Source organism: Sphingobium sp. CFD-1 (genome assembly GCF_024611115.1).
Classification (GTDB): Bacteria; Pseudomonadota; Alphaproteobacteria; order Sphingomonadales; family Sphingomonadaceae; genus Sphingobium; species Sphingobium baderi_A.
The window spans coordinates 2,865,367-2,880,582 of record NZ_CP084398.1 but is presented as its reverse complement, the minus strand read 5'-3'; the positions used below and the strand labels follow the sequence as shown (position 1 = coordinate 2,880,582).

General features: G+C 62.1%; 19 protein-coding genes and 1 pseudogene. 15 read left to right on the top strand and 5 right to left on the bottom strand.

Annotated elements, in window-relative coordinates; all coding sequences use genetic code 11:
- Window positions 1-95 precede the first annotated feature (95 nt).
- Both LDB26_RS14545 and LDB26_RS14540 read right to left on the bottom strand, forming a co-directional pair.
- On the bottom strand, window positions 96-389 hold the full coding sequence (locus LDB26_RS14545; protein ID WP_257538963.1) for a type II toxin-antitoxin system RelE/ParE family toxin: 294 nt from the start codon (window positions 387-389) through the stop codon (window positions 96-98).
- A complete protein-coding gene (locus tag LDB26_RS14540) occupies window positions 386-655 on the bottom strand; it encodes a CopG family ribbon-helix-helix protein (protein WP_257538961.1) in 270 nt (89 codons plus the stop codon). Before LDB26_RS14540 ends, LDB26_RS14545 begins: the two co-directional genes overlap by 4 nt.
- A gap of 149 nt (window positions 656-804) precedes the next feature.
- Between LDB26_RS14540 and LDB26_RS14535 the strand changes: the two genes are divergently transcribed.
- The 13 genes from LDB26_RS14535 (at window position 805) to LDB26_RS14475 (ending at window position 13,674) form a co-directional block, all read left to right on the top strand.
- Window positions 805-1,725, top strand: coding sequence for a HEPN domain-containing protein (locus LDB26_RS14535; protein WP_257538960.1), 921 nt, complete (start codon window positions 805-807; stop codon window positions 1,723-1,725).
- A gap of 145 nt (window positions 1,726-1,870) precedes the next feature.
- Window positions 1,871-3,892 (top strand): conjugal transfer protein TraG, encoded by a 2,022-nt coding sequence (locus LDB26_RS14530; RefSeq protein ID WP_257538959.1) that lies wholly within the window; start codon window positions 1,871-1,873, stop codon window positions 3,890-3,892.
- On the top strand, window positions 3,889-4,305 hold the full coding sequence (locus LDB26_RS14525) for a CopG family transcriptional regulator (protein WP_257538945.1): 417 nt from the start codon (window positions 3,889-3,891) through the stop codon (window positions 4,303-4,305). The genes LDB26_RS14530 and LDB26_RS14525 overlap by 4 nt, the downstream gene beginning before the upstream one ends.
- Entirely contained in the window at window positions 4,302-5,324 is a 1,023-nt protein-coding gene (gene trbB, locus LDB26_RS14520; protein WP_257538943.1) for a P-type conjugative transfer ATPase TrbB, read from the top strand. The genes LDB26_RS14525 and trbB overlap by 4 nt, the downstream gene beginning before the upstream one ends.
- A 56-nt stretch (window positions 5,325-5,380) precedes the next feature.
- Window positions 5,381-5,668, top strand: a complete 288-nt coding sequence (locus LDB26_RS14515; RefSeq protein ID WP_013041095.1) for a TrbC/VirB2 family protein — start codon at window positions 5,381-5,383, stop codon at window positions 5,666-5,668.
- The gene (locus tag LDB26_RS14510) at window positions 5,665-5,925 is read left to right on the top strand and encodes a VirB3 family type IV secretion system protein (protein ID WP_257538941.1); all 261 of its coding nucleotides are present in this window, start codon (window positions 5,665-5,667) and stop codon (window positions 5,923-5,925) included. The genes LDB26_RS14515 and LDB26_RS14510 overlap by 4 nt, the downstream gene beginning before the upstream one ends.
- Window positions 5,919-8,375 carry a conjugal transfer protein TrbE gene (gene trbE, locus LDB26_RS14505; RefSeq protein WP_257538939.1) on the top strand — a complete coding sequence of 819 codons (2,457 nt, stop codon included), beginning with the start codon at window positions 5,919-5,921 and terminating at the stop codon, window positions 8,373-8,375. The genes LDB26_RS14510 and trbE overlap by 7 nt, the downstream gene beginning before the upstream one ends.
- The gene (gene trbJ, locus LDB26_RS14500) at window positions 8,372-9,121 is read left to right on the top strand and encodes a P-type conjugative transfer protein TrbJ (RefSeq protein WP_257538937.1); all 750 of its coding nucleotides are present in this window, start codon (window positions 8,372-8,374) and stop codon (window positions 9,119-9,121) included. Before trbE ends, trbJ begins: the two co-directional genes overlap by 4 nt.
- Before the next feature lie 126 nt (window positions 9,122-9,247).
- A complete protein-coding gene (gene trbL / locus LDB26_RS14495; protein ID WP_257538935.1) occupies window positions 9,248-10,543 on the top strand; it encodes a P-type conjugative transfer protein TrbL in 1,296 nt (431 codons plus the stop codon).
- Window position 10,544: 1 nt separating this feature from the next.
- The gene (gene trbF / locus LDB26_RS14490; RefSeq protein WP_257538933.1) at window positions 10,545-11,324 is read left to right on the top strand and encodes a conjugal transfer protein TrbF; all 780 of its coding nucleotides are present in this window, start codon (window positions 10,545-10,547) and stop codon (window positions 11,322-11,324) included.
- Entirely contained in the window at window positions 11,321-12,178 is an 858-nt protein-coding gene (gene trbG / locus LDB26_RS14485; protein ID WP_257538932.1) for a P-type conjugative transfer protein TrbG, read from the top strand. The genes trbF and trbG overlap by 4 nt, the downstream gene beginning before the upstream one ends.
- Window positions 12,175-13,437 (top strand): TrbI/VirB10 family protein, encoded by a 1,263-nt coding sequence (locus LDB26_RS14480; RefSeq protein WP_257538931.1) that lies wholly within the window; start codon window positions 12,175-12,177, stop codon window positions 13,435-13,437. The genes trbG and LDB26_RS14480 overlap by 4 nt, the downstream gene beginning before the upstream one ends.
- Window positions 13,438-13,446: 9 nt before the next feature.
- Entirely contained in the window at window positions 13,447-13,674 is a 228-nt protein-coding gene (locus LDB26_RS14475) for a DUF2274 domain-containing protein (RefSeq protein WP_257538930.1), read from the top strand.
- Window positions 13,675-13,724: 50 nt separating this feature from the next.
- Here LDB26_RS14475 and LDB26_RS21670 read toward each other — a convergent pair.
- From LDB26_RS21670 to LDB26_RS14465, 3 genes and pseudogenes are all read right to left on the bottom strand, one after another.
- Window positions 13,725-13,831: pseudogene (locus tag LDB26_RS21670) on the bottom strand (integrase); the annotation flags it as partial.
- Window positions 13,832-13,856: 25 nt separating this feature from the next.
- Complete coding sequence (locus LDB26_RS14470; RefSeq protein ID WP_257538929.1) at window positions 13,857-14,102, bottom strand: hypothetical protein; 246 nt, start codon at window positions 14,100-14,102, stop codon at window positions 13,857-13,859.
- Window positions 14,095-14,226: a hypothetical protein gene (locus LDB26_RS14465; RefSeq protein WP_257538928.1), complete on the bottom strand. Its 132-nt coding sequence runs from the start codon at window positions 14,224-14,226 to the stop codon at window positions 14,095-14,097. Before LDB26_RS14465 ends, LDB26_RS14470 begins: the two co-directional genes overlap by 8 nt.
- 305 nt (window positions 14,227-14,531) lie before the next feature.
- Between LDB26_RS14465 and LDB26_RS14460 the strand changes: the two genes are divergently transcribed.
- Together LDB26_RS14460 and LDB26_RS14455 are read left to right on the top strand one after the other, a co-directional pair.
- Window positions 14,532-14,777 (top strand): type II toxin-antitoxin system Phd/YefM family antitoxin, encoded by a 246-nt coding sequence (locus tag LDB26_RS14460; protein WP_257538927.1) that lies wholly within the window; start codon window positions 14,532-14,534, stop codon window positions 14,775-14,777.
- A complete protein-coding gene (locus LDB26_RS14455) occupies window positions 14,774-15,160 on the top strand; it encodes a type II toxin-antitoxin system VapC family toxin (RefSeq protein ID WP_257538926.1) in 387 nt (128 codons plus the stop codon). Before LDB26_RS14460 ends, LDB26_RS14455 begins: the two co-directional genes overlap by 4 nt.
- Window positions 15,161-15,216 lie beyond the last annotated feature (56 nt).

Here is a 15,216-nt window from a genome sequence, read left to right as displayed (position 1 = left end):
CCCTGGAAAATCCGTCGTCAGTTACGAGGAGACTGTCCCATCGCCTGGCTGACCATCATCTTCGACGTTTCGTCCATCAGTTCGGGCTTCGTCGCTCAATGCTCTGCTTCGAAGCTCCGGTTCTCCCGACAATGCCAAAGGCGGAGAATGAAGATGGTTCCGCTTACGATCTCGTATCGCATTTCATAATGGCCCACGATGATTCGACGGACTTCTCGGGGTTCGAAGGCCTCCAGCTTTTCGCCAAGGCGCGGATAGTCGAGCAGGCGGTCAGGCGCATGTGCAAGCTGCTGCACGATACGCGCGGCTGCCTCAGGTGCGACCGGCCGCAGATGCTCATGCAGGCGCAAAAGATCAGACGACGCCTTGCTGGTCCACTGAATCCTCATGCGCTGGGCGAGGGAAGCGGGCTGCCCGTCGAAAGGCTGTCAGCCCAAGCCTGAATGCTCTGATGATCGATCACCCGGCCCGCGTCGACATCCGCCAGGGCCTCCAGCGTCATCTTGTGCCGCTCTTCCTCCTGGTCGATCCAGGCCGCCAGAGCCTGCTTCATGATCCACCCTCGCGAACGTTCGATGCGAGCGGCCAGGGCATCGACCTTATCGGCCATCCCCTCCGGCACATGGGCCGTCAAAACTCGGGTTCCCGCTGCCATCCTCATAACTCCAAATCGTTATGATTAAAAATTAATCAAAAACTGCTGGTTTGGCAAGCAAATGCAGCGCCTACGTTCGAAAGTGGCCTCTTTCACCTGTGCTCCATGATTGGCTTGCCAAGGGAAGGAAATCCCGCGAGAATCCGGCCATGAAAGCGGATCTTGACCATCTACCGGATGTCCAGCGCAGCGAGTTGGAGCGGGTCCAGAAAATTCTCCTTGGCGAATTTGCCGAGGCGACCTCGCGTGCAAGCCAGTCCTGGAAGCGCAATGGGCGGATCCTGAAGATCATCCTCTTTGGGAGCTATTCGCGCACGGATTGGGTCGATGAACTTGAAAATGGCTACCAGTCCGATTTCGACCTTCTGATCATTGTCAGCCATGCCGACCTCACCGACATTGCCGATTATTGGTACGTTGCCGAAGACAAGATCCTGCACGATGACGCTGTGCGCCGTCCGGTCAATATCATCGTCCATACGCTCGATGAAGTGAATCAGGGGCTGCGTAAGGGCGAATATTTCTGGGTCGATATCGCTCGCGATGGAATCGCGCTCTACGAGTCGCTGGGATCGAGTTTAGTGGCACCGCAGCCGCTGACGCCTCGAGACGCTTATGAGATGGCACTGGCCTACCATCAACGCTGGATGGACAGTGCAAACCGTGCGTTAATCACAGCAGATGATCAGGCTGTGAAAGGATCTGAAGATTTAGGTTGGCGGAAAGATGCTGCATTTTCTTTCCACCAAGCAACAGAACGATTGTACATCTGCTTCCTACTTGTTCGAACACTATATTTTCCTCGCTCCCATAATATCAAATTTCTGCGCTCCCTTGCCGAGGACATTGAGACGCGTCTGATATCCGCTTGGCCACGGGGAACAAGGGCTGAGCGTCGTCAGTTCGAACTGTTGAAACGCGCCTATGTCGAGGCGCGTTACTCGGCGCAGTATGACATTAACGTCGAGGATCTGGAGGCAATTGCCCGATCCGTCCGCACGTTGCGGGATGCCGTCGAAGCAACGGCATGTGAACGAATCGAACAGCTTCGGGTGGACGCGGGAGCCTGATCGATCAGGCGATGCCGGCACAAAGCTGTACATGACGTCCGAACTGAGCCGATCTGGATCGATCTGCACCATGTCCTTCTGAAGCGCTTTCGCGGATTCTTGAACCCGCTCGAACCGGACCAGTCCGGCGGGCGGGAGCAAATCCGTGACCCCGACCAAATTGTTGATCGGCCAGATCCTCATAGTGCTGGCCATCGTGATTGCAGGCGTGTGGATCGCCACCCAATGGGCGGCGGTCATGCTAGCTTATCAGCCCCAGCTTGGACCCGCCTGGTTCATGCTCGGCGACATTCCTGTCTATCGCCCCTGGTCGCTCTTTGCCTGGTGGTATCATTTCGACGCTTATGCGCCGATCGTCTTCGACAAGGCAGGCACACTTGCCGCGGCCAGTGGGTTCGCCGGCTGCGGCGCCGCCATCTTCGGATCGCTATGGCGCGCCCGGCAGTCCCGGCAGGTGACGACCTATGGATCTGCCCGCTGGGCGAGTTCCAGGGACGTCCGCCGGGCAGGATTGTATCGGCCAGCCGGTGTCATGCTCGGCCGCCATGGCGACCATTATCTGCGTCATGAGGGGCCTGAGCACGTCATGGCCTTTGCGCCCACGCGCTCGGGCAAGGGGGTTGGTCTGGTGGTGCCGACCCTGCTGTCCTGGACCGGGGCCGCGGTCATTCACGACATCAAGGGCGAGAACTGGACCCTCACGGCAGGCTGGCGCGCCCGCTTCTCGCATTGCCTGCTGTTTAATCTGACGGACGCGCGCTCGGCCCGCTACAATCCCCTGCTGGAGGTCCGCCGCGGCGTCGATGAGGTCCGGGACGTCCAGAATATCGCCGATATTCTCGTCGATCCCGAGGGCGCTCTGACAACCCGGAATCACTGGGAAAAGACCAGCCATTCCCTGCTGGTCGGCGCCATTCTCCATATTCTCTATGCCGAGGAAGAAAAGACGCTCGCCCATGTGGCGACCTTTCTCTCCGATCCCCGCCAGAGCTTTGCGGCGACGCTCCATCGGATGATGACCGCAAACCATCTGGGAACGACGGAGCATCCGCAGGTCCATCCGGTCGTTGCCTCCGCTGCCCGGGAATTGCTGAACAAGAGCGAGAATGAGCGCTCGGGCGTGCTCTCGACGGCCATGTCGTTCCTTGGCCTCTATCGCGACCCAACCGTTGCGCAAGTGACGTCGCGCTGCGACTGGCGGATCGCTGATCTGATGGAGGGCACGCAGCCCTGTTCGCTCTATCTGGTGGTGCCGCCGTCCGACATCAGCCGTACCAAGCCGCTGATCCGCCTGATCCTCAACCAGATCGGTCGGCGCCTTACCGAACGGCTCGACCAGCAGGCCGGGACGACAAGCCGGCACCAGCTCCTCATGATGCTGGATGAGTTTCCCGCGCTTGGCCGCCTGGATTTCTTCGAAACTAGCCTTGCCTTCATGGCTGGTTACGGCATCCGTGCCTTCCTGATCGCGCAGAGCCTCAACCAGATCGAGAAGGCCTATGGCGAACATAATGCGATCCTCGACAATTGCCATGTCCGCATTGCCTTTGCGACCAATGACGAGCGGACCGCCAAGCGCATATCCGACGCGCTGGGAACGGCAACCGAACAGCGCGCCATGCGCAACTATGCGGGGCACCGACTGGCGCCGTGGCTGGCCCATGTCATGGTCAGCCGCCAGGAAACTGCGCGCCAGCTTCTAACACCCGGCGAAGTTATGCAGCTTTCGGCCGAGGAGGAGCTGGTTCTTGTCGCCGGCATGGCGCCGATCCGCGCGCGCAAGCTGCGCTACTATAGCGACCCCAATTTCACGACACGCGTCGCACCGCCGCCAGTCCTCAGTGACAAGCGCTATGCCGACTGTCCCAAACACCGCACGGATGACTGGGCCGAATGTCGCGCCGTCGAAAATGGGAAGGACGCAGATAATGCCGCCGCTGACGGCATCGACGAGGGCGGGAGAGAACAGCAGCGGCATCCGGGCCTCGAAATTGACGGCCGAGCGGACAAGGACGCACCGGAAACCGAACCGGATCGCACCATCGCCGAAGACGAGGATGTGGTTTCCGACAAGCGCGCGATGGAGCGGGCGCAGAGGATGGCGCCGGTCGTGCGCGGTCATGCCATGGATGTGGCTTCGGATCAGGAAAAGAGGCTGGGTCTATGAAACGCGCGCCCAAGATCCGGCAGAACCTCTATATCGATCGCGAGATCGGTGACGCGCTGGAGGCTCTGGCCAAAGGCCGCGCCGGCAACAAGAGCCGTCTCGTCAACGACGCCTTGCGGTCATGGATCCACCATCGCGGCGTCAGCGAGATCGACGCCGCCTTTCGGATGCGGCTGGACGGTCTTTCCGGGGAACTGGCCGGCGCCCGCCGCGACATCGACATCCTGCTCGAAAGCCTGGCGCTGTTCATCCGCTACCAGCTGATGGTGACCCCGCCGTTGGCGGACAGTGACGCGGCCGGGCGGGCGCAGGGGCGCGAGCGGTTCGAGGCCTTTATCACGCAGGTGGGGCGCCAGATCGCGACGGGCAAGCGGAGCATCGCCGCCGGCCATGCCGAAGGGGAGGGCGTATGACCGACGTCCCCGACATGTCCGGCAGGGCGGTGGCCGACACGGCGATCGAGCGGCGCAAGACCATGCTGCACACGGCTATGGGGCCGGCGATCGCCGCTGCGCTGGGCGATCCGCGCGTGATCGAGATCATGGTCAATCCCGACGGCGCCCTGCGCCTCGACCTGTTGGGCGAGGGCAGGGTCGATACCGACATCGTCTTGTCGTCGGCTGAGGTCGAACGGATCATCCGCCTGGTTGCCTCGCATGTCCGCGCCGAGGTTCATGGCGGCGCGCCGATCCTGTCGGCCGAACTGCCGTCGCATGTCGAAGGCAGGGCAGGGGAGCGGTTCGAAGCAATCCTTCCCCCGGTTGCGCCCGGTCCCTGCTTTGCGATCCGCAAACCGGCCTCGCGCCCGTACAGCCTCACCGATTATGTCAGCGACGACATCATCAGCGAACATGCCGCCGGTCTGTTGCGCCAGGCCGTGCGCAACCGATGCAACATCCTGGTGGCGGGCGGCACGAGTTCGGGGAAGACGACGCTCGCCAATGCTTTGCTGGGCGAGATTGGGGCAGGGGACGAACGCCTGATCCTGATCGAGGACACGCGCGAACTGCAAAGTCCGGCGGCCGACACGGTGGCGCTGCGCACGCGCGCCGGTTCGGTGACGATGAGCGATCTGGTCCGCTCCACCCTGCGCCTGCGGCCGGATCGCATCATCGTCGGCGAAGTAAGGGGACCCGAAGCCCTCGACATGCTGAAGGCGTGGAACACCGGCCATCCGGGCGGGATCGCGACCGTGCATGCCAACGGCTCCGCCGCCGCGCTCAGCCGCATCGAGAGCCTGGTGCAGGAGGCGGTCGCCACCGTTCCGCGTGCGCTCATCGCCGAGGGCATCGACCTGATCGCCTTTCTTTCCGGGCGCGGCGCGACCCGGCGCCTCACCAGCCTCGCCCGCGTGGAAGGGCTCGACCCGCAGGGCGGCTACCGGCTCACCGAACTGCTCGTCCCCACATCCCCCAAAGGAGAATATGCATGACCCAAATATCCTTGTCCCACCCTGCCGTCCTTCGCGGGGCGGGGTCCGTCGCCATCATGCTCGCCGCTGGCCTTGCCATGGCATCGGCCGCTGCGCATGCCGCCGGCTCCGGCATGCCCTGGGAGCAGCCGCTCGAACAGGTGCTGGAATCGGTGCAGGGACCGGTGGCGAAGATCGTCGCCGTGATCATCATCATCACGACCGGCCTCACGCTCGCCTTTGGCGAAACATCAGGCGGGTTTCGTCGCCTGATCCAGATCGTCTTCGGCCTTTCCATCGCTTTTGCCGCATCCTCCTTCTTCCTTTCCTTCTTCAGCTTCGGTGGCGGGGCGCTTGTGGCATGAGCGCGATCGAAGGCTTCGAGGTGCCCATCCATGCGAGCCTCGCCTCCCCCATCTTGCTGGGCGGGGCGCCTCGGGGCCTGTCGATCCTCAATGGCACCCTGGCCGCTGCGATCGGCCTTGGCCTTCAGCAATGGCTGGTCGGGATGGCTGCATGGGCGATCGGGCACAGCATTGCGGTCATAGCGACCCGCCGCGATCCCGACTTCGCGCCCGTCCTGCTTCGCCATCTCCGCCAGAAGGGATATTGGGCATGCTGAACCTTTCTGAATATCGGTCCCGCGCCGATCGCATTGCCGACCATCTCCCCTGGGCCGCGCTCGTCGCGCCCGGCGTGGTCCTCAACAAGGATGGCAGTTTTCAGCGGACATTCCGTTTCCGGGGTCCAGATCTCGAGAGCGCAACGGAAGCGGAACTGGTTGCCACCTGCGCCCGCGCGAATAATGTGTTGAAACGGCTCGGTTCGGGCTGGGCGATTTTCTTTGAGGCGCGCAGACGGGAAGCGCAGGGCTATCCCGACGGCGCTTTTGGCGATCCCGCTTCCTGGCTCGTGGATCAGGAACGGCGTGCGCAATTCGCGTCGCACGAGCAGCATTTCGAAAGCGCGTATCACGCAACCCTTCTCTGGCTGCCGCCTGCTGACAGCAGCGATGCGGCGGGACGGCACCTTGTCGAACGCGAAGGGAAGGGCAGGCAGCGTGATTGGCGCCAGGCGCTCGGCGGCTTCATTGCCGAGACAGGGCGGATCATCGATCTGTTCGGCACCTTCATGCCTGAAGTCCAGCCGCTGGACGATGCCGCAACCCTGGCCTTTCTCCATGCAGCCGTGTCGGACCGGGATCATGGCGTGCATGTCCCCGAGACACCCTTCTATCTCGACGGCCTGCTGGCGGACACGCCGCTGGTCGGCGGTCTCGAACCCCGCCTCGGCGGGCAGCATATCCGCACGCTGAGTTTGCTCGGTTTCCCCAATATGAGCAGGCCCGGCTTGCTGGACACCCTCAATCACCAGAATTTCGGCTATCGCTGGGTCACGCGCTACATCGCGCTCGACAAGAGCGATGCCACCCGCGCCCTGACAAAGCTCCGGCGGCAATGGTTCAACAAGCGCAAATCTGTGACGGCGCTGCTGCGCGAAGTGATGTACAATCAACCGGCCCAGCTGCTCGACAGCGACGCAGACAACAAGGTGATCGACGCGGACCTTGCTCTGCAGGCGCTGGGCGGCGATCATGTCGCCTTCGGCTATCTGACTACGACGATCACGGTGACGGATCGTGATAGCGCGGCGGTGGATGCCAAGGTCCGTGCCGTCGAGCGGGTCGTAAACAGCCTTGGTTTCACCTGCATCCGCGAAAGCGTCAATGCAGTCGAAGCCTGGTTGTCGAGCGTGCCCGGGCAGGTCTACGCCAATGTCAGACAACCTCTGGTGCACAGCCTCAATCTTGCCCATCTGATGCCGCTTTGCGCCGTCTGGGCCGGGCCTCATGGCAATCGCCACCTCGCAGGGCCGCCGCTTTTCCAGGCAAAGACCAGCGGATCGACGCCGTTTCGCCTCGCGACCCATGTTGGAGACGTGGGGCATATGATGGTGGTGGGGCCAACCGGAGCAGGGAAATCGGTTCTCCTTTCCTTCATGGCTTTGCAGTTCCGCCGCTATGCCGGCGCCCGCATCATCATATTCGACATGGGCCGCTCGGCGCGCGCCGCGATGCTCGCCATGGGGGGCAGCCATCATGCGCTGGGCGCCGGTGATGGGGAAGGTAATCTGCTTTCCTTCCAGCCGTTGCGCAACATCGACAGGGACAGCGAGCGCAGCTGGGCGGCCGAATGGCTGGGCGGCATTTTCACCCAGGAAAGCGTGTTGCTGACCCCCGAGATCAAGGACGCGCTTTGGTCGGCGCTCTCCAGCCTGGCAACGGCCCCTGTCGAACAACGGACGCTGACCGGCCTGTCGCTTCTTCTCCAGTCCAATGCCCTTCGGCTGGCGCTCGCGCCCTATATGCTGGATGGCAGCCATGGCGGATATCTGGACGCTGCGGAGGAGCGGCTCGCGCAGGCCGATGTCCAATGTTTCGAAACCGAGGCGCTGATGGGACGCAAGGGCTTGGCCGCTCCGGTCCTGACCTATCTGTTCCATCGGATCGAGCAACGCTTTGATGGCCAGCCGACACTGATGATCCTGGATGAGGCCTGGAGCCTGTTCGACGATCCACTCTTCGCCGCGCGCATCCGGGAATGGCTGAAAACCCTCCGGAAGAAGAATGTGGCGGTGCTGTTCGCGACACAGAGCCTTGCCGATATCAGCGAGAGCAGCATCGCGCCCGCCATCATCGAAAGCTGTCCGCAGCGCATCCTGCTTCCCAATGATCGGGCGGTCGAACCGCAATCGCGGGCAGCCTATGAGCGCTTCGGCCTCAATGCGCGCCAGATCGAGCTCATCAGCCGCGCAACGCCCAAGCGGCATTATTACCTTCAGTCCCAACGGGGCAACCGTCTGTTCGAACTGGACCTGGGACCGGTCGCCCTGGCGCTCTGCGGTGCGTCCGACCCCGACAGCCAAAGCCGGATCGATGCGATCGTCACCGAACATGGTCTCGATGGATTTGCTGGCCACTTCCTGCGCGGCTGCGGCCTCCCTGCCGCGGCGGACGATCTTGAGCTTTTTGAATCCCCCCGCTCCCCTCCAGTCCAAGGAGAAATGAGATGAAAGCGCGCCTTCCACTTCGTAAATATCTTGTGGTTTCTGCTCTCGCATGGGGAGCCGCCGGTACCATGGGAGCGGGACTGCTCCTCCACAGCCGGCCCGCCTATGCCATCCCCGTATTCGACAGCGCCAATTATGCCCAGAACCTGCTGACCGCTGCCCGGACCCTCCAGCAGATCAACCAGCAGATCCAGTCGCTCCAGAATGAAGCGTCGATGCTGACCAACATGGCGAAAAATCTGAGTCGTATCAATTTTCCCGAACTCACCGAGCTGACCAATAAATTACGCGCCGTCGATCGGTTGATGGCGGCCGCCCAGGGGATCGATTTCCGGATCGACACGCTCGACACGCAGTTCAAGCGGCTCTTCCCGGGCAATTATGACGTGGCGATGCGCAGCGACGAGCGCCTTGTATCGGCGCGGGAGCGCTTTGACGCTGCCAGGAAAGCCTATCAGCAAAGCATGCGGGTTCAGTCGCAGGTGGTGGGCAATGTCGCCCAGGATGCTGATGCTATCGAAACGCTGGTAGGAAAGAGCCAGGACGCCGAGGGCGCATTGCAGGCGGCCCAGGCGACCAACCAGTTGCTGGCATTGGCCACCAAGCAGCAGCTTCAACTCCAGAACATGATGGCCGCCCATTTCCGTGCGCAGGCGGTCGAGGAGGCGCGCCGGATCCAGGCCGAGGCCGATGGCCGGGCGGCGACCAGGCAATTTCTGGGATCCGGCACCGCCTATAACCGAAATTGAGATGAGGCAGCGCCGGTCCCGCCGCTCCCCCACGGCCGGACGCTGCCTCGTCGCGGAGCCTCGCTCATCAACAGCCCCTCTCGCAGCGGGGCTCCGCGACACCAAAGTCCATGAGGACCCCGTCTCATGAATGATCTCAATGTCATCGACCGATTTCTCGCGGCCTTCATCGCCTATATCGACAGCGGCTTCGGCCTGCTGGGCGGTGATGTGCGGTTTTTGACGGCGACGCTCATCGGCATCGACATGACCCTCGCAGGGCTCTTCTGGGCGATGGGCGGCGAGCAGGATGTGATCGGGCGGTTCCTGAAGAAAATCCTCTTCGTTGGCGCCTTTGCCTTCATCATCAACAGCTTTTCCTCTCTTTCCGAAATCATCTTCCGCTCCTTTGCCGCCGCCGGGCTGACGGCGGGTGGAGGCAGTATTTCGGCAGAGGATCTGCTGAAGCCCGGAAGGCTGGCCGGAGCCGGTTTCGAGGCGGCGTGGCCGCTGCTCGACCAGGCATCCAATCTGATGGGGTTTACGAGCTTTTTCGACAATTTCCTGACGATCGCCATATTGCTGTTCGCCTGGGCGATCGTCATCCTCGCCTTCTTCATCCTTGCCGTGCAGATGTTCGTCACCGTGATCGAGTTCAAGCTCGTGTCGCTGGCAGGCTTCATCCTCATTCCCTTCGCGCTCTGGAACCGCACGAGCTTTCTTGCTGAACGCGTACTGGGTCATGTCGTGAGTTCCGGCATCAAGGTCATGGTGCTGGGCGTGATCGTCGGGATCGGCTCCGGCTTCTTCTCGCAGATGGTTGGCGCCCTCAAGGGCCAGGAACCCGATATCGGCGCGGCCATGAGCCTGGTGCTGGCGGCGCTGGCCCTGTTCGGCCTCGGTATCTTTGCGCCGGCCATGGCATCGGGCCTGGCCGCCGGAGCGCCGCAATTGGGAGCGGGCGCCGCCGTTGGCAGCGCGGCTGGTGCCGCCGGGGTCGCGGTTCTCGGCAGCGCTGCCGCGGCCGGCGGCGGCCGAGCGCTTGCCGGTGGCGCACTATCCGCGATCAAGGCCGGCACCATGATGGGGACAGCGGCGCAGGCAGCCTACAAGCTAGGCCAGGAAACGTCCGGCTCGCCGGGCGTGGCCGCCGGACTGAGTGGCGTCGCCACCGCCGCCGGACATGCCGTCCGCAATAAGGCGGCAAGCAGTCTGGGTATCGCCGATGCGGCCGAGCGTGGACGGGAGGCGGCCTGGTCGGCGCTGGGAACGGGCGGCGCAAAACCATCCGGGACGCATCAGGGCGATGTACCGGACTGGGCGCAGGCGATGCAACGCCGGCAGGACGGGCGCCATCACCGTCACCTTGCCGCGCAGACATTGAAGGAAGGCGATCGCGGTGGCGCGTCCGTGACCCCCGACATTCACGAAAAGGACGACTGAGATGATCTTTCGACGGGCAGTCCAGCGTTATGGTCAGACTTCCGCGCCCGAAACGCCTTATCAGCGCGCGGGCCAGCTCTGGGACGAGCGGATCGGGAGCGCGCGCGTGCAGGCGCGGAACTGGCGATTGATGGCCTTCGGTATGTTGGCTTTGTCGAGCGCGACGGCGTCTGGCCTGATCTGGCAATCGCTGCAAAGCCGGGTGGTGCCCTATGTCGTCGAGGTGGATCGATTAGGTGAGGCGAGGGCGGTGTCGCAGGCCGAGGCCGACTATCGGCCGACCGATCCGCAAATCGCCTATCAGCTGGCGCGCTTCATAGAGAATGTACGCGGCGTGTCGCTCGATCCTGTGCTGATGCGCAGGAACTGGTTGCAGGCTTATGATTTTGCCAGCGAACGGGGCGCCATTTTCCTGGGGGAATATGCGCGGGCTCGGCAACCCTTCGCCCGGATCGGTGAACAGACGGCTTCGGTGCAGGTGACGAGCGTCCTGCGCGCGTCGAACAGATCCTTTCAGGTGAAATGGACCGAGAGCGAATATGAGCGGGGAAGCCAAGCCGGCTCGTCGCGCTGGACGGCGATATTGACCATCGTCACCAAGGTTCCGCGAACCGCCGATGATCTCCGCCGTAATCCGCTCGGCATCTATGTTGATGCGATTGACTGGAGCCGGGAGATAGAGGGTGACGCCTCTCAGGCGCAACGGGCGCCGTCCCCGACACCGGCGGCGCAACCAGCTATTTCCAACCCATCGGTCGACAGGACGGAGGCGCAGCCATGATCTATAGATCAACCATTTCGTTTGCCATGCTGACCATCATTGCAGCGTCCGCCATCGCCGACGGGGCAAACAGGCCGGCGCACGCGCAGAATCGTGACCTGGCAAATGTCGAGCACGCCAATCGCAATGCCACGTTGGGCCCCAAAAGCGATGCGTTCCTGAATTCGGTACAGATTTACCCTTATTCGGCAGGGACGATCTACAAGCTGATCACCGCGCCCGAACGGATAACGGACATCGCGCTGGAGCAGGGAGAAATGCTCGTCTCCGTCGCAAGCGGGGATACCGTTCGCTGGGTCATAGGCGATACGTCCAGCGGCAGCGGGCCGACCAAGCGGACCCATATATTGGTCAAACCCAGCCTGACGGGCTTGTCGACCAACTTGCTCATCATGACAGATCGCCGTGCCTATCATCTGGCGTTGGTCAGCACTGGACGGACCGCGCTCACGGGCATTTCGTGGAACTATCCCGAAGATGCCCTGCTGGCACTGCGCCGCGCGAATGATGCAGCCCGTCCCGCCGAACCCATCGCGGCCGGAATCCAGGTCGAGCAACTGCATTTCAATTATGAGATTTCGGGCGATACGCCGACCTGGCGTCCGCTCCGCGCTTTTGATGACGGTCGCCAGACCTATATCGAGTTCCCGGCATCGATCGTCGTTGGCGATGTGCCGCCACTTTTTCTGGTGGATGGCAAGGGGGAGGCGCAGCTTGTCAATTATCGGCTCAAGGGTCGCTTCTACCTCGTCGACCGGATCTTCGATCAGGCTGAACTGCGTTTTGGCACCAGGAAGCAGCAGGTTGTGAGGATCACACGTACTGGCTCAACTCGGCGGCGGAGGGCGTTATGAGCGGATCGGAGACGCCTGCCGAAACCCCGCCGAGCGACGAACGGCGGGAAGAGCGCGCTGCTCACCCATCGACGGAAGACGTCCGGCCAAAGGAAAATCCGGCAGCACTGCAAATGCGGGCTCAGCCGGTGAGAGCATTGAGATTTAGGCGCAATATTCTGGTGGGCGGTATCGCCATTTTCGCCATCGGAATGGCGGCCACGATGTGGTGGGCACTGGCGCCGCATAGACCCATGGCTATCGACATGTCGATGAATGAGGCGGAGGCTTCGCGCCTGCCATCGGATCGGTTGGCAGGATTACCCAAAAGCTATGATGCGGTGCCGCAGCTGGGACCGCAATTGCCGGGTGATCTGGGGCGCCCCATCCTGAAGCGGCAACGAGAAGGAGAGGATTTGGCTGGTATACGGCCCGATGACGCTGATGCACGAGCTGCGGCTGTCGCACGCGAAAAAGCCGCAGCCGATCTGCAGGCTGCCCGACAGTCTTCCTTGCTGGCAGTCGCCGCGCAAAAGGGTGGAGCATCAGCCAGCGCCGAACTCGCGGCAATGTCGCCGGTTGCACCGGCTGCAAAGGTGCCAGAGGCGTCGGCGCCCGATCAGGATCTCGATCCAAACGGACAGGAGAGGAAGCAGCGTTTCATGATGTCGTCTCAGGCGGAGAGCGACATCAATTCGCACAGGCTGGAACCGCCCGTATCGCCCAACATATTGTCAGCCGGCAGCGTGATTGCCGCAAGCCTGATCACTGGCATGCGATCGGACCTCCCTGGCCTCGTGACCGCTCAGGTTTCGGAACGTGTTTATGACAGTCCAACTGGGCGAACTTTGCTGATTCCGCAGGGAGCACGGCTGATTGGCCGGTACGACAGCGCCATCCGCTACGGGCAGAACCGCGCCTTGGTCCTCTGGCAACGTATCGTCATGCCCGATGGTAGTGCAATCCGGTTGGACAATGCGCCGGCGACCGACGCATCCGGCCATGCGGGACTGGCGGACAAAGTCGATTATCATAGTCTGCGATTGCTGCAGGGCGTGGCGATGTCGACCTTGCTGGGTGTGGGCGCCAATCTCTCCATTTCCGGGGAGAGCGATCTTGTGCGCGCTCTCCGCGAGGCGGCCCAGCAGAATGTGTCCCGGGCGGGCGATCAGATCACCTCGCGCAATCTTCAGGTGCAGCCGACGATCATCATTCGTCCGGGAACGCCGGTACGATTGCTGGTTCACCGTGATCTCGTCCTTCCTCCATGGAAAGAATAGGAGTGGAATATGGCTGAGTTGAAACTGCCGCGCATACCTGATCGGACGCCGGTGAAGTGCACAATTTCGATCCTCCCACACCTCCATCAGGCAATTGTCGAATATGCGGTGTTATACAGCCAGACTTACGGCAGGGAGGAACCCATCACGGAATTGATACCGGCGATGCTGGAGGCCTTTCTTGAAGGTGATCGAATGTTCGCTGCCAAGCGCAGGAATGGGCTTAAGTCCGGCTGAAGCGCGCAATCGCCGCCAGGTTTTTACCAAGGCGGTGCGAAAGGCGCGCAGGCACGGCGCGTATGCGGATTGCGGATCGTCACCGCGAAGAACTCGAGGTAGCGCTGCCGCGCTGCCGCGTGGCGTCGTCAGACGCGATCAGCGCCGGCAATGCCAAGTCGGACGAGGACGCGCGAGGTGGTTCATCGTGCCACCTTCGCCCATCGCGCCGGCTTGGGGCGGGGTGCGGCCAGTCCGCGGCGCAACTCGGCGAACACCTCGTCGGCGGGGCGGGCCCATTCGAGCTCGTCCGCCGATGCGTCCAGCATTCGGCATAGCAGTTCGTCGCGAAGATCGCAGTGCGGTTCCAGCTCACTATAGGTTCGCACGATCGCGAACACCGCTTCAGAAGGATCGACGAATATGCCGCGCGCGATGCGCTCAAGCATCCAGTCGGCCAGCGCCGGGAAGATACGCCTCGAAGCGAAGACCGCCCGTGGGGGGCCTGATCGCTAGCGCTTCGGCCTGGACACGTTCGGCGGGGTTGTCCTCGGGCAACTCGTCGTCGGTCATGGGATACCCCTTTCGCGGCAGACCTCTTATGCGGTTAAACGCCCTTATCGGATTTCCGTCAGGGTGTGAGAAAGGACATTATCACGCATATGGTCCTGAGGATCCGGGGCAACGCACTTATGAACGGATGACGTCATGGTCCCGGTCAAATGGCAGCGCAAATCCATGCCGTCGTCGAAGCCAGCCTTGTCCGATTGGCGAGCGCCGCTGGAAACTATGATGAAGCGACTTTGTTAAGGGTTATTGCACTTCAGAAGGTGAAGCATTAAACTAAGTTCTGTGAACTAAGCTAAACGAGTGTATTTATGGATACGGTCAACATCCACGAAGCCAAGACCCATTTGTCCCGATTGATCGACCGGGTCGCTAGCAGTGGCGGCTTCATCATTGCCAAGGCTGGCAAGCCAGTGGCCAAGATCGTGCCGCTCAGCGCGCCTGATTGCGACAAGGCGAAAAGGCTGGGCTTCATGGCGGGGCAGTTGCGCGTGCCCGATGACTTCGATCGCATGGGTGAGCAGGAGATAGAGGCGCTGTTTGGCGGACAGTCGTGAAGCTGTTGCTGGACACGCATTTGTTGATTTGGGCCGCGGGATTTCCGGAGCGCTTGCCGGTGGAAGCGCGCGAACTGATCGAGGACAAGGATAACGACCTTTTCTTCAGCGCGGCCAGCCTGTGGGAGGTCGCGATCAAGAGCGCATTGGGGCGGGAGGATTTCGCCGTCGATGCGCGGCTGTTGCGACGCGGGTTACTGGACAATGGCTATGGCGAACTGCTTGTGGCTAGCGAACATGCTGTCGCGATCGACGGGCTGCCGCCCATTCACAAGGATCCCTTTGATCGGCTGCTGATCGCCCAGTCGATGGTCGAAGGGATCGTCTTGCTCACCGCAGACGGCCGTGTCGGTCAATATCCTGGACCGATCCGCAAGATCTGACTGGCCTGCGGCAACAGAAATTCGACGTCGAATATCGTCATTGTCGAGGAGCAGAT

Excerpts from the sequence above, each read along its gene's own strand:
- trbB (WP_257538943.1), top strand. The coding sequence starts at position 4,302 with ATGACCGACGTCCCCGACATGTCCGGCAGGGCGGTGGCCGACACGGCG.
- LDB26_RS14465 (WP_257538928.1), bottom strand. The coding sequence starts at position 14,226 with ATGACCGACGACGAGTTGCCCGAGGACAACCCCGCCGAACGTGTCCAG.
- LDB26_RS14525 (WP_257538945.1), top strand. The coding sequence starts at position 3,889 with ATGAAACGCGCGCCCAAGATCCGGCAGAACCTCTATATCGATCGCGAG.
- trbF (WP_257538933.1), top strand. The coding sequence starts at position 10,545 with ATGATCTTTCGACGGGCAGTCCAGCGTTATGGTCAGACTTCCGCGCCC.
- LDB26_RS14480 (WP_257538931.1), top strand. The coding sequence starts at position 12,175 with ATGAGCGGATCGGAGACGCCTGCCGAAACCCCGCCGAGCGACGAACGG.
- LDB26_RS14475 (WP_257538930.1), top strand. The coding sequence starts at position 13,447 with ATGGCTGAGTTGAAACTGCCGCGCATACCTGATCGGACGCCGGTGAAG.
- LDB26_RS14470 (WP_257538929.1), bottom strand. The coding sequence starts at position 14,102 with ATGCTTGAGCGCATCGCGCGCGGCATATTCGTCGATCCTTCTGAAGCG.
- trbE (WP_257538939.1), top strand. The coding sequence starts at position 5,919 with ATGCTGAACCTTTCTGAATATCGGTCCCGCGCCGATCGCATTGCCGAC.
- LDB26_RS14460 (WP_257538927.1), top strand. The coding sequence starts at position 14,532 with ATGGATACGGTCAACATCCACGAAGCCAAGACCCATTTGTCCCGATTG.
- LDB26_RS14545 (WP_257538963.1), bottom strand. The coding sequence starts at position 389 with ATGAGGATTCAGTGGACCAGCAAGGCGTCGTCTGATCTTTTGCGCCTG.
- trbG (WP_257538932.1), top strand. The coding sequence starts at position 11,321 with ATGATCTATAGATCAACCATTTCGTTTGCCATGCTGACCATCATTGCA.
- LDB26_RS14510 (WP_257538941.1), top strand. The coding sequence starts at position 5,665 with ATGAGCGCGATCGAAGGCTTCGAGGTGCCCATCCATGCGAGCCTCGCC.
- trbJ (WP_257538937.1), top strand. The coding sequence starts at position 8,372 with ATGAAAGCGCGCCTTCCACTTCGTAAATATCTTGTGGTTTCTGCTCTC.
- trbL (WP_257538935.1), top strand. The coding sequence starts at position 9,248 with ATGAATGATCTCAATGTCATCGACCGATTTCTCGCGGCCTTCATCGCC.
- LDB26_RS14540 (WP_257538961.1), bottom strand. The coding sequence starts at position 655 with ATGGCAGCGGGAACCCGAGTTTTGACGGCCCATGTGCCGGAGGGGATG.
- LDB26_RS14515 (WP_013041095.1), top strand. The coding sequence starts at position 5,381 with ATGCTCGCCGCTGGCCTTGCCATGGCATCGGCCGCTGCGCATGCCGCC.
- LDB26_RS14535 (WP_257538960.1), top strand. The coding sequence starts at position 805 with ATGAAAGCGGATCTTGACCATCTACCGGATGTCCAGCGCAGCGAGTTG.